General features: G+C 40.0%; 8 protein-coding genes and 3 pseudogenes. 8 read left to right on the forward strand and 3 right to left on the reverse strand.

Annotated elements, in window-relative coordinates; genetic code table 11:
• Window positions 1–302 (reverse strand): annotated as a pseudogene (locus tag BCG07_RS19510) (glutamate synthase small subunit); the annotation flags it as partial.
• A 9-nt stretch (window positions 303–311) separates the two neighbouring features.
• Complete coding sequence (gltB, locus tag BCG07_RS19515; RefSeq protein WP_286891641.1) at window positions 312–4,769, reverse strand: glutamate synthase large subunit; 4,458 nt, start codon at window positions 4,767–4,769, stop codon at window positions 312–314.
• Window positions 4,770–5,645: 876 nt separating this feature from the next.
• Between gltB and BCG07_RS19520 the strand changes: the two genes are divergently transcribed.
• The 6 genes and pseudogenes from BCG07_RS19520 to BCG07_RS19545 all read left to right on the forward strand — a co-directional run bounded on the left by BCG07_RS19520 (window position 5,646) and on the right by BCG07_RS19545 (window position 12,914).
• Window positions 5,646–6,899: an efflux RND transporter periplasmic adaptor subunit gene (locus tag BCG07_RS19520; protein WP_286891643.1), complete on the forward strand. Its 1,254-nt coding sequence runs from the start codon at window positions 5,646–5,648 to the stop codon at window positions 6,897–6,899.
• A 36-nt stretch (window positions 6,900–6,935) separates the two neighbouring features.
• On the forward strand, window positions 6,936–7,646 hold the full coding sequence (locus BCG07_RS19525) for an ABC transporter ATP-binding protein (protein WP_058428712.1): 711 nt from the start codon (window positions 6,936–6,938) through the stop codon (window positions 7,644–7,646).
• A 3-nt stretch (window positions 7,647–7,649) separates the two neighbouring features.
• The gene (locus tag BCG07_RS19530; RefSeq protein ID WP_058428711.1) at window positions 7,650–8,963 is read left to right on the forward strand and encodes an ABC transporter permease; all 1,314 of its coding nucleotides are present in this window, start codon (window positions 7,650–7,652) and stop codon (window positions 8,961–8,963) included.
• Between the two features lie 11 nt (window positions 8,964–8,974).
• Window positions 8,975–10,183 (forward strand): ABC transporter permease, encoded by a 1,209-nt coding sequence (locus tag BCG07_RS19535; RefSeq protein WP_138740070.1) that lies wholly within the window; start codon window positions 8,975–8,977, stop codon window positions 10,181–10,183.
• 85 nt (window positions 10,184–10,268) lie between these two features.
• Window positions 10,269–11,601: pseudogene (locus BCG07_RS19540) on the forward strand (sigma-54-dependent transcriptional regulator).
• Entirely contained in the window at window positions 11,601–12,914 is a 1,314-nt protein-coding gene (locus BCG07_RS19545; RefSeq protein WP_286891646.1) for a sensor histidine kinase, read from the forward strand. Before BCG07_RS19540 ends, BCG07_RS19545 begins: the two are co-directional and overlap by 1 nt.
• 90 nt (window positions 12,915–13,004) lie before the next feature.
• Here the strand turns inward: BCG07_RS19545 and BCG07_RS19550 are convergent, their stop codons facing one another.
• Window positions 13,005–13,343: a Grx4 family monothiol glutaredoxin gene (locus BCG07_RS19550; protein ID WP_006792409.1), complete on the reverse strand. Its 339-nt coding sequence runs from the start codon at window positions 13,341–13,343 to the stop codon at window positions 13,005–13,007.
• A gap of 265 nt (window positions 13,344–13,608) precedes the next feature.
• On the opposite strand from BCG07_RS19550, the gene BCG07_RS19555 reads away from it, so the two are divergent.
• Together BCG07_RS19555 and BCG07_RS19560 are read left to right on the forward strand one after the other, a co-directional pair.
• Window positions 13,609–14,190, forward strand: coding sequence for a superoxide dismutase (locus BCG07_RS19555; RefSeq protein ID WP_006792408.1), 582 nt, complete (start codon window positions 13,609–13,611; stop codon window positions 14,188–14,190).
• Window positions 14,191–14,397: 207 nt separating this feature from the next.
• Window positions 14,398–16,304 (forward strand): annotated as a pseudogene (locus BCG07_RS19560) (PrkA family serine protein kinase).
• Window positions 16,305–16,310 lie beyond the last annotated feature (6 nt).

Raw genomic sequence — 16,310 nt, forward strand, 5'->3', positions numbered from 1 at the left:
TCTTGAGGACAAACACGGCCACATACTTCAGGCAAACTGTTTGTTCGATGAGAAAGCTCCGCAGCTTCTAATATACGCCCTGTGCGAATTAGTTTAAGCCACTGTGGAATGTAATTATGTACCGGACATTTCCATTCACAGTATGGGTTACCACAATCCAAGCAACGATCCGCTTGAGAGTTAACCTGATTCTCTGAAAAGGGTTCGTAAATTTCTACAAATGATTTTTTACGTGACGAAATTGGCTTTTTGCGTGGATCTACACGCTGCACGTCTATAAATTGATATACATTTTCGCTCATACTGCCCCCTTATTGCGCCTGAACACGTAGTTCGGCACTACTACGGGCGCGATGCCCGAGTAAACTTTTTACGTCACTTGATTTAGGTTTTACTAATTTAAACATAGGTAAGTAGAGCTCAAAATTAGCTAAAATACTTTCTGCTCTGCATGAGCCTGTTAGCTCTAAATGCTCAGCAATTAATCCACGTAAATGCTCTTGGTGTGACGTTAATGCTTCTAATGTCACAACTTCAACAAGCTCTGGGTTTATGCGTTTTTCAAAGTCGTTTCGCTCATCTAAAACATAGGCAAAACCACCGGTCATACCCGCCCCAAAGTTAACACCTACATTACCAAGCACACACACAACACCACCGGTCATGTATTCACAGCCATTATCGCCAACGCCTTCAACAACTGCTTGCACGCCTGAATTACGAACTGCGAAGCGCTCACCTGCGCACCCTGCAGCAAACAATTTACCGCCCGTTGCACCGTATAAACAGGTATTACCAATAATCGTTGCTTTATGACTTTCAAATGATGAACCCACTGGCGGACGAATAACGAGCTTGCCACCAGCCATGCCTTTACCAACGTAGTCATTAGCGTCACCAACGAGGGTCATTTCAAGGCCACCTGCGTTCCAAACACCAAACGATTGACCAGCCGTGCCATGGAGCTCGATTGCTACCGGGTCAGCCGCCATACCCTGATTTCCGTGTTTATCAGCAATGTAGCCTGATAGCATTGCACCAACTGAACGGTCTGTATTACAAATTCGGCTAACAAGTGAAATACCACTTGAAGCATCTATCGCTTCTTGCGCTTTTCCTAATAGGCTTTCGTTAAGCTTGCCTAAATAATGTGAGCTATTTGGCGCGCTACAAAATAACGTTTCGCCTGTTGGATTGTTTGGCTGCGCAATAACAGAAGATAAATCTATCTTTTTCTGTTTGGCTGTTTTGCCCTCAATTGCTTCAAGTAAATCAAGACGACCAATTAAATCTGTTAAGTTTGCAATACCTAGGCTTGCCATGATTTCACGCGCTTCTTGTGCAATAAACTTAAAGTAGTTCATCGCCATTTCAGGTAAGCCATGGTAATGCTTTTGACGAAGTGTTTCGTCTTGCGTTGCAACACCGGTTGCACAGTTATTTAGATGACAAATACGTAGATATTTACACCCTAATGCCACCATAGGGCCTGTACCAAAACCAAAGCTTTCAGCACCTAAAATAGCAGCTTTAATAATATCTAAACCTGTTTTTAAACCACCATCTGTTTGCAAACGAATACGATGACGAAGGCCATTTTCTACAAGGGCTTGCTGTGTTTCAGCTAGACCTAGTTCCCATGGGCTGCCTGCATATTTTACTGATGTTAGCGGGCTTGCGCCTGTGCCGCCGTCGTAGCCAGATATAGTAATTAAATCAGCATATGCTTTAGCTACACCTGTTGCTATGGTGCCAACACCTGGTTCCGACACTAGTTTTACTGATACTAGTGCCTTTGGATTTACTTGCTTTAAATCGAAAATTAGCTGAGCAAGATCCTCAATAGAATAAATATCATGATGCGGTGGCGGTGAAATTAACGTCACGCCAGGTACCGAATAGCGAAGTTTAGCAATATAAGGTGTTACTTTTTCACCCGGAAGTTGCCCGCCTTCACCTGGTTTTGCACCCTGCGCTACTTTAATTTGAATTACATCTGCGCTACGTAAATAATGCGGTGTAACACCAAATCGACCTGAAGCTACTTGCTTAATACGTGAGTTTTTCTCAGTGCCGTAACGAAGTTTATCTTCACCACCTTCACCTGAATTTGAACAACCACCCAGGCGGTTCATTGCAATTGCGAGTGCTTCATGAGCCTCTGGCGATAAAGCACCAATACTCATTGCAGCTGAGTCAAAACGTTTGTAAAGCGCTTCTGCAGGCTCTACATCATCAATACTAATTCCATTTTCTGGTAATTTAAGTGCCAGCATATCGCGTAATGTTGAAATAGGGCGATTATTAACAAGCTTTGCATACTCGTTGTAATCTCTATATTCACCAGAGCGAACTGCTACCTGCAGTGTTTGGATCACATCTGGGTTGTATGCATGATATTCACCACCATGTACGTATTTAAACAAACCGCCATGGCTAAGTAACTTACGTTTACTTAAAGCAAGCTTGTGTAAGCTTTGTTGATCGTCATCAAAGTCTGTAAAACATGCACCTTTAATGCGGCTAGCCACACCTTTAAAACACATATCAACAACAGCATCTGATAAACCCACCGCCTCAAATAACATTGAGCAACGGTAAGAAGCGACTGTACTAATGCCCATTTTCGACATTATTTTGTATAAGCCTTTGTTTACTGCTTTACGATAAGCAAGGGTTACCTCGCAGTAAGATTTATCGATGATTTTACTGTCACTCATCGCGACTAACGACTCATACGCTAGGTATGGGTAAATAGCTGTTGCGCCAAAACCAAGTAACACTGCAAATTGATGAGGATCTCTTACGCTACCCGTTTCAATAATGATGTTTGATTCACAGCGTAAATTGTTATCAACCAAACACTTTTGCACTGCACCTACAGCCATAGCCGCAGGGATAGGTAGGTTTACATCGTCAAAATTACGATCAGTTAAAATAAGCATGATAGAGCCAGCAGCTGCTTTCTCTTTTGCTTTATCGCAAATGCGTTTAACTGCGTTTTCCAAGCCTTCTTCAACAGTATAAGTAATATCAATTTTACAATAGCTGTAATGCGCTTCATCTGCATTTAGTAGCTGCTGCATGTCTGCATACATTAAAATAGGTGTATCGAACTGTAAGCGCTTAGCGTGGCCTGTTGTTTCGTTAAACACATTTTGTTCGCTACCAATACACGTAGCCAAAGACATAACATGATTTTCGCGAAGAGGATCAATTGGCGGATTAGTGACTTGTGCAAACTTTTGACGGAAATAATCGTATAGTGAACGATGCCCTTCGCTTAACACAGCAAACGGAGTGTCATCACCCATTGAGCCTGTTGCTTCTTGGCCGTTTTCACCCATTACACGAATAACGCTATCCAACTCTTCATTGGTATAACCAAACATTTTTTGATATTTAGCTAACGTTTCATCGTCAAATGAACGATTGCCTGCATCTTGCTCTTTTAATTCTTCAAAGGGAGTCAAGCGCTTAACATTTTCTTCGAGCCACGACTTATAAGGATGGCGAGATTTTAAATCTTGGTCGATTTCGTCTGAGTGCCAAATTTTGCCCAATTTGGTATCAATTACTAAAAGCTCACCCGGACCCACTCGGCCTTTTTCAACCACTTCATCTGCGGTGTAATCCCAAATGCCGACTTCAGAAGCAAGAGTAATAAAACCATCTTGTGTGATTACATAACGCGCAGGACGAAGACCATTTCGGTCTAAGTTACAAGCTGCAAAGCGGCCATCTGACATAACAATCCCCGCAGGACCATCCCATGGCTCCATGTGCATAGAGTTAAAGTCATAAAATGCACGTAAATCGTCATCCATAGCACGGTTTTTTTGCCATGCAGGCGGCACAAGCATGCGCATTGCACGGAATAAATCCATGCCACCGGCTAAAAATAGCTCAAGCATGTTATCGAGGCTTGACGAATCTGAGCCTGTTTCATTAACAAACGGCGCTGCGCTTTGTAAATCTGGAATAAGTGGAGACGAAAATTTATACGAGCGAGCACGAGCCCACTGACGGTTACCTTCAATGGTGTTAATTTCACCATTATGCGCTAAATAGCGGAAAGGCTGAGCAAGTGGCCAACGAGGCTGTGTGTTTGTTGAAAAGCGCTGATGAAAAACACAAATCGCGCTGGTCATACGGATGTCAGCTAAGTCTAAATAAAAATTAGGTAAATCTGCAGGCATCATAAGGCCTTTATAGATAGTCACTAATCCAGATAAACTTGCAATGTAAAATGATTCATCGTCTGCTAAACGTTTTTCAGCACGACGGCGCGCTACGTATAAGCGACGTTCTAAATCTTTTGAACGCCAACCTTCAGGTGCGCTTACAAAAATTTGCTCAAAGCCCGGTAATTGCTGCACAGCAATTGGACCTAGCATTGATGGGTCGGTAGGCACTTCGCGCCAGCCTAAAATATTTAGCGTTTCTTTTTCTAATTCTTCGCTAAGAATTTCCTTTGCAGCTTGTGCTAAAACAGGATCTGAATTTAAAAAGATCATGCCTACTGCATAGTTTTTACCAAGGTGCCAATTATGCTCACTTGCAATAGCACGGAAAAAACTATCTGGTTTTTGCAAAAGCAAACCACAGCCATCGCCTGTTTTACCATCAGCAGAAATACCGCCCCGGTGTTGCATACGATCCAACCCAGTAATAGCAGTACGAATAAGCCGGTGACTAGCCTGACCATTAACTTGGGCAATTAAGCCAAAGCCACAATTTTCTTTCTCTAATTTCGAGTCGTATAACATAGACCCCTCCCCTTGCTTCACTGTTAGCGTTAATGAAGTGCTCGACGATTTGCTAACAGCCGGTCAAAACTAGCCTCTATATCAAATAGAGTCAACAGTAATTTGAATACATATTCACATTCTTGAATATTTCTCACTTCATAGCAAGATTTCTTTTTTATCATTTTTATTAACATTTAGCGGTATTTTCACCGTTATTTTTTCATGACACTGGTGTCAAGTTTAACATTTTGTAAAAACACCTCCAACTTAAAAAGCAGTTTACGTAAACGTAAACTTAGATATTAGTGAATAAATATTCAATTGAAGAGATTCGTAAAATGTTGGGATTATGCAAATAATATTACCCCTTTTCATTAACAAATTATAAAAGGGATAAATAAAGGTAGAATTATGTTCCTTATTCTTCATTCAGCTTAAAAGCTATAATTTAACCACTCATTACTTTGATTAATTATTCGTAAATAGAAAAATAAAACCAGTCAAAGTTTAAATGTCACCCCGCTATTTAATCGCCTGAGTAGCTTAGCTTTAAAATACACTTACACTTTTGAATTCACTGAAGTTGCGACGTTATTGGTTTTCTTGTACCCGCAACGCTGTATTTACTCTTTATATATTGCTTTGTATGTGTCCGGAGCGGACACATAAAGTGTCCACGGACATATTACTTTAATAAATAAATTATTAAGTATAATAATATCAATAGGTTAAATTTTGGCATACTAATCGTATAGTGTAATTTAGTAATTATTATTTGGAAGAATTATGTTCACTTTAAGCTTATTTTTACTCTCGCCAATAGCCGCTATTTTTGCAGCACTACTTTATGTCATGTTTGAAAAAAATATAAATTCATTTAGTTAAGGTTGAATAATGATTAAAGATACCAGTGCTCAAGACATACAAGTTAAAACACCCGCAAACCATAAAAAACGTTTTCTTTTAATTATCGCTGTGTTGTTACTTATTATTGCTGCTACTTATGGAGTTATATCAGGCTCGGATGCAACTAAATCATTTAGCCAAGAAAAGGTGCAAATAGCAAAAGTAGAAATTAAAACGCTTGTTCGCGATGTAGCCGCAAGTGGAAAAATTGTTGCCGCCAATGCACCACACATCTACAGCCCAGAGAGAGGCTTTGTAAGCTTGCACGTTAAAGCTGGCGATACAGTTACCAAAGGCGACGAGCTTGCTGTTCTTCATAGCCCTGAACTTACCAATGAATTAAAACAACAACAATCCGTATTACAACGCTTAGAGGGTGAACTTAAAAGGCAACACCTACAATCAAGAAGAGACACTTTAACCCTTACAAAAACACTCGATATGGCAAGTGTAGAATTAAACGCAGCACAAAGAGAAGATCGTCGCGCAAAACTATCAATTAAAAAGCATTTAATAAGCCAAATAGACCTTGAAAAAGCAATAGACGACTTATCACGTGCACAGCTTACCTATAAACACGCACAGCAAGAGGTGGCACTTGCTAAAGATACACTCGCATTTGAATTGCAAGCTGCTAAAAGTGATGTAGAGCGTCAGCAGCTGGTCGTTGATGAATTACATAGAAAAGTAAATGAGCTGTCAATTCGAGCCACAGTGACAGGCATTGTTGGTAATCTGCTTGTGCAACAAAAAGCAGCCGTCACGCAAAGTCAGCCTCTGATGACACTCGTTGATTTAAGTCATTTTGAAGCACAGTTGCAGGTGCCAGAAAGTTACGCAAACGAACTCGGATTAGGTATGGACGTAGAGCTTAAATTAGGGAACGAAACAATAATGGGGGTGCTATCTGCTATATCACCCGAAGTTAATAATCGCGAAGTAACCACACGTGTTCGCTTTACAAGCAACAGCAATAACATTCGCCAAAATCAACGTTTAACCGCGCGTATTTTACTCGACAATCGCCAAAATGTGCTGCAGGTAAAGCGAGGCGCTTTTATGCAACAAGGCGGCATTGTTGCATATAAAATAGACGGAAATTTTGCAAGACGTATACCTATATCCGTAGGTGCCACCAGCATTAACGCGGTAGAAATTTTAAGCGGCTTAAATGAAAACGACGAAATAATAATTTCTAGCTACAACCAATTTAACCAAGCAGACACGCTTTTATTAAATTAGAAGCGCTCTCAACCAGCGCCAATTTAAGGAAAAACCATGTTACAAATGAAAAACATAAGTAAAGTATACCAAACTGAAATGGTTCAAACTCACGCATTAAGAGACTTTAATTTAAATGTAAATGAAGGCGAATTTATAGCTGTCACAGGCCCTAGCGGCTCTGGGAAAACTACCTTTTTAAATATTGCCGGAATGTTAGAGCCCTTTAGTGAAGGTGATTATATTTTAGATGGTGTAAATGTGGGTAACCTAAACGACAACCAACGTGCCGATTGCCGAAATCAAAAAATTGGTTTTATCTTTCAAGGTTTTAATTTAATACCAGATTTAAACCTCTATGAAAATATTGAAGTACCTCTTCGTTATAGAGGTATTAAAGCAAAAGAACGTAAACGTAGAATAGAGCAATGTTTAGAACAAGTAGGCTTAGCCTCCCGCGCTAAACATTTACCTCAACAACTTTCTGGCGGCCAGCAACAACGCGTCGCTATAGCCCGCGCACTTGCTGGCGAACCACGCTTTTTACTTGCCGATGAGCCCACCGGTAACTTAGACAGTCTAATGGCTCGCCAAGTGATGGAATTACTTGAGCAAATAAATCGCGATGGCGCCACCATTATAATGGTGACACATGACAGCGAATTAGCCCGCCGCGCACCGCGCAACATTCAAGTAGTTGATGGACAACTTGCTGACTTTACTTTGTACCAAGGTACACAGCCAATAAAAGTCGCACAAGGAGTATAATTCATGCTGGTTCATTATATTGATCTGAGTTGGCGTAGCTTTAAACGCACACCACTCGTAAGCTTTTTAATGGTACTTGCCATCGCAATTGGTATTGGCATCACCATGACTAGTTTGAGTGTGTATCACATGATGTCGGCCGATCCAATCCCGCACAAGAGCAGTCAGCTTTTTAGCGTGCAGTTACAGATAATGGACGATGGAAGCACATGGTGGACGTCAGATAATCAGCCTCTTCAACTAACTTATCAAGATGCTGCAAATCTTTATCAATCCCAAGTAGGTGCTCAACGTTTAAAAATGGTACGAAGTGGTTTTTCTGTTTACATAGACTCTGACAAAGTAAAACCGTTTAGTCAAAGTGCAAGACTTACCACTCCTGAATTTTTTAATATGTTTGACCTCGAATTTTTACATGGTAGCAAGTGGTCACAGCAACAAGAAGACAACGCAGCGCCCGTTGTTGTCATTAGCGAGGAGTTAAACAATAAGTTATTTGCTGGCAAAAATTCAGTGGGTCAGGTTATTTACCTTGACGATGCTAGTTACGAAGTGATTGGCGTTACAAAAAACTGGCCACTAACCATCAAATATTACGACTTAAATAATGGTGCATTTAACCAACCCGAACAACTTTTTATGCCATTTAGCCTTCTTGAGGCAAAGCAACTTGGTAATTGGGGAAATACTAATGGTTGGAAGCATGAAGATGTTCGAAGTTTTACTGCCAAATTACAGTCAGAAATGGTTTGGATTCAATTCTGGGTTGAATTAACGACCGAGCAACAAAAAAATGATTACGAGAATTACTTACTAGCTTATATGCAAGAGCAGCAAAAGCTCGGTCGATTTAATCGTAAAGAGCTCGCTTTTGGGCTTCGAGATGTTAATCAATGGATGGCTTACAATAATGTGGTTAGTGAAGATAACAAAATTTTAGTGGCTCTAAGTTTTATGTTTTTGGCTGTGTGTTTGGCTAATATACTTGGCTTATTACTTGCCAAATTTTTACGTCGAGCGCCAGAGGTTGGAGTACGTCGTGCTCTTGGTGCTAATAAACGGCAGATTTTTATGCAACATATCATTGAAGTCGCTATGTTAGGGCTTTTGGGCGGGCTACTTGGGATTGTATTTGCGCAGTTTGGTCTATTAGGTGTTCGTCAGAGCTACAGTTATTACGAAAGCTTAGCGACTATGGATTTAAGTATGTTACTAAGCGCCCCACTTATTGCAATCAGTACTTGTGTAATTGCCGGGCTTTATCCTGCTTGGCTGGTGTGTAAAACCAACCCTGCCATTTATCTAAAAAGCCAATAAGGACGAACACAATGATATTAGAAATTAAACCTATTTTTCATGCGCTGTGTCGATCTAAAGTGGGTGCAATTTTGCTACTTATACAAATAGCAATTACCACTGCAATTGTTAGTAACGCAGCATTTATAATTCAAGACAGAGTAACCTACCTTAACCAAGAAACTGGCTACCCGGAAGATGAAATACTTGCTTTTCATGTCATGCATTTTGGTAAAGATGTTCAAAGCCATCAGCAATTTGAACTTGATGAAGCCATGCTTCGAGCTTTACCCGGCGTTAAAGACGCCATATATATTAACAACATACCGTTATCAGGTAGTGGCAGCTCATCTGACTTCAGTATTAACTCTGCACCAGAGCCAGGGCTTTCAGCAAGAACGGCTTACTTTTTTACGGATGATCATGCAATTAATACACTTGGCATTGAGCTTGTTGCAGGACGAAACTTTACTCAAGATGAGATTGTTGTTACCAACGATAATGATCAACGAGCCAATGTGACAATTGTCACTCAAGCATTACTCAATGAGCTTTTTCCTGATGAAGAGGGCTTAGGAAAAACGATTTTTCTTGGTGATATCCCACTGAAAGTTGTTGGTGTAATTAAGCATGCAAAAGGGCCTTGGTTAAAAGACAGCCGCCCAAATAATATCGCATTAATTCCTTACATTAACCCCAATATATCTGGCAACTTTTTAGTTCGTACTGCGTCCAATGAGCGAGCAGACATAGCTAAACAGATTGAAGACGCAATGCTTAAAAATTATAACAAGCGTGTGATTATTCGAATTCGTGGTTTAGATCAAGACAAAACGCAATATATGGCTGAAGACACATTGATGATGCGTATGCTCATTGTACTCATCACTATCTTAGTTCTGGTTACAGCGGTGGGCATTTTTGGTTTAACGCTATTCAATATAAGTAAGCGCACCAAACAAATTGGAACCCGTCGTGCTTTGGGCGCTCGTAAATCTGCAATTGTTAATTATTTTTTAGTTGAAAATGCATTGATTTGCATTGCTGGATTAGTTTTAGGCGTTATTGCTGCCCTCATACTTGGGCAATTGCTAATGCAACACTTTTCAATAGCTGCATTACCCTTAGGCTATGTCGCAGCAACTGCCGTTATGGTTTTTATCATGAGCCTTCTAGCTGTATTTGGCCCAGCTAAACGTGCTGCAAATATTTCGCCCAGTATCGCAACCCGAACCATATAACGCAGCTCCCAACCTATGCTACACTGGCTAAACACGGTGTAGCATTTTCAATATTTAAATAATAATAAACAGCGATTAAATTCTCATGGAAAAAATACTTATCGTTGATGATAATCCGGCCGTTTTAGAGGCATTATCATTACTACTAGAGATACATCACTTTAATGTAGTTACCGCGTCAATGCCTTTTGAAGCCATTCAAATTGTGCAATACCAACGCATTGCTCTCGTTATTCAAGATATGAATTTTACCAGCGATACCACCTCAGGCGAAGAAGGTAAAACTTTGTTTTATGCGCTGCGTGAAGAGAACCCACACCTCCCTATTATATTAATAACCGCTTGGACTGAACTTTCAACGGCGATTTAACTTGTTAAAGCAGGCGCTGCCGATTACCTTCCAAAGCCATGGGATGACCACAAGCTTCTTACGTGCATTAATAATTTAATAGAGCTGGGGCGCACTAAGCAACTTGTAGCCACGCACAACCGCCAACAAAAAGAGCGAGATGATAAATATAGCACTGCTAACTTAGCAGGCCTTATTTTTAAAAGTACCGCAATGGAGCGATTAGTCACAATGGCATTGCAAGTGGCTAAATCTGATATTTCTGCACTCATAACAGGTCCTAATGGCAGTGGTAAAGAGTGTATTGCCACTATTATTCAAAAAAACTCTTCACTAATAAATCAGCCCTTCATAAAGGGTCAATGCCGGCGCCCTTCCCCAAGAGCTTTTGGAGGCTGAATTGTTTGGTGCTGAAGCAGGTGCTTATACTGGTATAAGCAAGCAACGTATAGGTCGTTTTGAGGCAGCCGATGGTGGAACATTATTTTTAGATGAAATTGGCAACTTGCCACTTTCTGGGCAAATGAAGTTGCTAAGAGTGTTACAAACAGGTGAATTTGAACGGTTAGGGTCCACACAAACGCGCAAAGTAACTGTACGTGTTATATCAGCCACCAACGAAAATTTATTACAAGCAATAACCGAAGGGCGTTTTAGAGAAGATTTGTACTATCGCCTTAACGTTATTGAGTTAAACGTACCTGCGCTTTGTGAGCGCGTTGATGATATTGCGCCACTCATTAATCACTTTTTACCACATAGAGAGCTAAGTATTGATGCAGAGCAAGCCCTTAATCGATACCAATGGCCAGGTAATGTAAGAGAACTTGAAAACGCCTGTAAACGTGTTGGTGTAATAAAGCCTAACGGTTTGCTTAGCGCTGAAGATTTTGGCCTAACCCCGTCGTCGCCAATAAAAAATAACGACGTAAAAAAAGAACCAACAAAATTCGAAATTGAACAATCAATACGCGCTAATCAGGGGGTTATAGCCAAAGTAGCACGAGAGTTTGGTTTAAGCCGCCAAGCACTGTATAGGCGCTTACAAAAAATGGGTATTGATTACTAATGTTTAATTTTATTAGTGGCTTATCGTTAACTCAAAAAATAATGGCTATATGTGTTTTATGCAGCGTTTTTCCTGTTGTTAGCATTACAATAATTGCACAACATCCGCTGTATTACTCTGTGTTGTTGGTCATAGCAGCTATGTTAACAAGTCTTTTGCTTGCTAGAGCCTTAACAAAGCCTATTAAGCTAGGGTTGCAATCGCTAGAAACCGGCTTCCTTAATTTTAAAGATGGTGAGCTTTCTAGTTTATTAGCCTATAAAAACAACGATGAGTTAGGAAAGCTATGTCTGCTTTATAATCAAACGGCAAAACAACTTCGGCAAGAAAAACAGTGGATTTATCAACGAGAGTTAATGTTAGATAAAGTATTACAGAGCTCTCCACAAGCACTTTTACTTGTTAACGATAACAAAACTGTTGTATTTAGTAACTTAGTCAGCCGCACTTTATTTAATAGCAAAACACAACTAGAAGGCACGCAACTTCACGAATTATTGTCTGATGCACCTATTCAGCTTACTAATGCTATTGAACAAGGCGTGGATGGCTTGTTTAATATTGAAGTAGATAGTCACGATTCTCAAACTTGGCATTTATCGACTGGCGAGTTTTTGCTTAATAATCAAAAACATCACTTATACATATTTAAACAACTTACCCGTGAACTCAGCCGCCAAGAAGTAGCAGTATGGAAAAAAGTTATTCGAATAATAAGCCACGAGCTTAATAACTCTCTTGGCCCTATGTCATCAATGCTGCACAGCGCTCAGCTTTTAGCTAGCCGCGTAGATGAGCCTCGCCTTGCAAGAGTGTTTTCAACAATCGATGAAAGAATAAGTCACTTGACTGAGTTTGTTCAAGGCTACGGCAAATTTGCAAAGCTCCCTACACCACAAAAATCAGCGATAAATTGGCAAAACACATTAAATGATCTGAATAGCCAATGGCAGTTTAGCTACAAAATGAGCAGCGCCAAAAGCATATTATATGCAGATCAGGCACAACTTGAGCAGTTGCTTATCAACTTACTCAAAAATGCACACGAGTCAGGCTCAAATCCGTCTAAAATAAACATAGATGTAACGTTCTTTAGTAATACTTGCATAGTAGATGTGAGCGATGGCGGAAAAGGCATGAGTGAGCAGGTTATGGCTAATGCCCTTGTACCTTTTTACTCTACAAAAAGTACAGAAAGTGGTTTGGGGTTAGCTTTGTGCAGAGAGATTGCTGAAGCACATAAAGGACAAATAAGCTTACATAATAAATTAAGTGGTGGTCTAAACGTGCAAGTTACCCTGCCGTGCAGATGAGTGATGTTGTAAAAATACTAAAAACAATAAAGCCACTTAACGTGGCTTTTATTATCACAGCACTATAGAAATAGCGCTCACAAAATAAGATTACTCAGCGTCAGCTTCTTTGTACTTAGCCGCTGTTTCTGTGATTAACGGTTGTAATTCACCACGTTGGAACATTTCGATGATGATATCACAACCACCAATTAGCTCACCCTCAACCCAAAGTTGTGGGAATGTAGGCCAATTTGCGTACGCAGGAAGCTCAGCACGAATGTCTGGGTTTAGTAAAATATCAACGTATGCAAACGGTTCGCCACACGACATAAGTGCTTGTGAAGCTTGTGAAGAAAAACCACAGTTTGGTAACTTAGGTGACCCTTTCATGAAAAGGATAATTGGGTTTTCTGAAATTTGCTGTTTAATTTTATCAATGGTTTCCATCTACAACCTCAAAGTAACGATAGCTAAATATACTTAGGTCTTGAAAATAACTCATCGTGACCATAAATATATAACTTAAAATGGGCAAATAAAGCCACAATTGAAATAGTCTTTCGCAATAGCATTGCTGTTTGCTTAAACTTGAGTAAAATACTCAACAATTATAGTAACACTATATTCCCACTTGGTATAGGTAAGTGGTCTGTTTCAACAGGCATTACGTATCACCAAATGGACTATCAACTAAAAAAGATGGAGATAAAAAATGGCATTTGAACTACCGTCACTACCATATGCAATCGACGCACTTGAGCCACATATTTCAAAAGAAACATTAGAGTTTCACCACGGTAAGCACCACAACACGTATGTTGTTAAGCTTAACGGTTTGATCCCTGGTACAGAGTTTGAAAACAAATCTCTAGAAGAAATCGTATGTTCATCAGAGGGCGGTGTATTTAACAACGCAGCGCAAATCTGGAACCACACGTTTTACTGGAACAGCCTATCTCCAAATGGCGGCGGCGAGCCTACTGGCGCAATTGCAGATGCAATTAACGCTAAATGGGGTTCTTTTGATGCGTTTAAAGATGCATTAAACGACAAAGCAGTAAATAACTTCGGTTCAAGCTGGACTTGGTTAGTAAAACTTGCCGATGGCTCTTTAGACATCGTTAACACATCTAACGCTGCTACACCACTTACTGACGAAGGCGTTACACCTGTTCTTACTGTAGATTTATGGGAACACGCATACTACATTGATTACCGTAACGTGCGTCCAGATTACCTTAAAGGTTTTTGGTCACTTGTTAACTGGGAATTTGCAAACGCAAACTTCGCTTAATTAGCACTTATCGCTAATTTAAAAAGACGCTAAAGCGTCTTTTTTTATGCCTATTATTTATACTTTTAAACTCTGTCATTTGACAAAATAGCCTTCTTCAACATGATCTTTTTTCACTTAAATTTTTAATTTTATTCCACAAACATAGACTTTCGCGACTAAACTTTAAAATGTAAGCACCTTTTACAGCGGGTTTCGGAGGTTATTATGACGATTTTTGAGCATTACCAAGCACGTTACGAAGCGGCACAAGAAGAAGAGTACAGTATCGCCGAGTTTCTTGAGATATGTAAAACCGACAAATCTGCCTACGCGAGTGCACCAGAACGCCTTTTAATGGCCATAGGTGAACCCACAATGGTAGATACCGCAACGGATGCACGCCTCAGTCGGTTATTTTCAAATAGAGTAGTTGCACGCTACCCTGCCTTTACCGATTTTTATGGTATGGAGGATGCCATTGAACAAATTGTTTCTTATTTAAAACACGCCGCTCAAGGGCTTGAAGAGTGTAAACAGGTTCTCTACCTATTAGGCCCAGTCGGCGGTGGCAAATCATCTATTGCTGAAAAGCTAAAGTACCTCATGCAACAAGTACCCATCTATTCAATTAAAGGGTCACCGGTAAACGATCACCCATTATCTCTGTTTGATCCCATTGAAGACGCTAATGTGCTAGAGCAAGAGTACGGTATTAAGCCACGTTATTTAAAAACAATTATGTCACCGTGGGCAGGCATAATGGCGATATAAGTAAGTTTAGAGTGGTAAAACGTTATCCATCTATTCTGAATCAAATAGGCATCGCTAAAACAGAGCCTGGCGATGAAAACAACCAAGATATATCTGCATTAGTAGGTAAAGTAGATATACGTCAGCTTGAACATTTTGCGCAAAATGACCCCGATGCTTATGCTTACTCGGGTTCACTTTGTATGGCAAATCAAGGCTTGATGGAATTTGTAGAGATGTTTAAAGCCCCTATCAAAGTACTCCATCCACTACTAACGGCCACGCAAGAAGGTAATTACAATGGGACTGAAGGTATTAGCGCTCTTCCTTTTAATGGCATGATCCTCGCTCATTCAAACGAATCTGAATGGCAAACCTTTAAAAATAACAAAAATAATGAAGCCTTTTTAGACCGTGTATACATAGTCAAGGTACCTTATTGTTTGCGTGTCACTGAAGAAATTAAAATTTACGACAAACTTCTTCAGCATAGTGAACTTCATAGCGCCCCTTGCGCGCCTGGCACCTTAAAAGCTTTGGCACAATTTACAACTCTTTCACGATTAAAAGAGCCTGAAAACTCAAGCTTGTATTCTAAAATGCGAGTGTACGATGGTGAAACACTCAAAGACACTGATCCAAAAGCAAAGTCGTATCAAGAGTATCGCGATTACGCAGGAGTGGATGAAGGCATGACGGGTCTTTCTACTCGCTTTGCATTTAAATTTTTATCTCGGGTATTTAATTTTGACAACACAGAAGTGGCCGCAAACCCTGTTCACTTATTTTATGTACTTGAACAACAAATAGAACGTGAACAATTCAGCAGCGATGTTGAAGAACGCTACTTGAGCTTTTTAAAAGGCTATTTAATCCCTCAGTATGTTGAATTTATTGGTAAGGAACTTCAAACTGCGTATTTAGAATCATACTCAGAATATGGGCAAAACATATTTGATCGCTATGTTATTTATGCCGATTTTTGGATTCAAGATCAAGAATATCGTGACCCTGATACAGGCCAATTATTTGACCGAGCTGCACTCAATGCAGAGCTTGAGAAAATTGAAAAACCAGCGGGCATTTCTAATCCTAAAGATTTTCGTAACGAAATAGTCAATTTTGTACTACGCGCACGGGCTCATAACAATGGCAAAAACCCGCTGTGGACGAGTTATGAAAAATTACGCACTGTCATTGAGAAAAAAATGTTTTCAAACAAAGAAGATCTGTTGCCTGTTATTTCGTTTAATACTAAAACCTCAGCTGAAGATCAGCAAAAACACGAAGACTTTGTTAATCGCATGGTCGAGAAAGGCTATACACAAAAGCAAGTCAGATTGTTATCTGAGTGGTACCTACGTGTTAGAAAATCACAATAACCTTCA

It is taken from the genome of Pseudoalteromonas sp. ESRF-bin5 (assembly GCF_002632075.1).
Classification (GTDB): Bacteria; Pseudomonadota; Gammaproteobacteria; order Enterobacterales; family Alteromonadaceae; genus Pseudoalteromonas; species Pseudoalteromonas marina.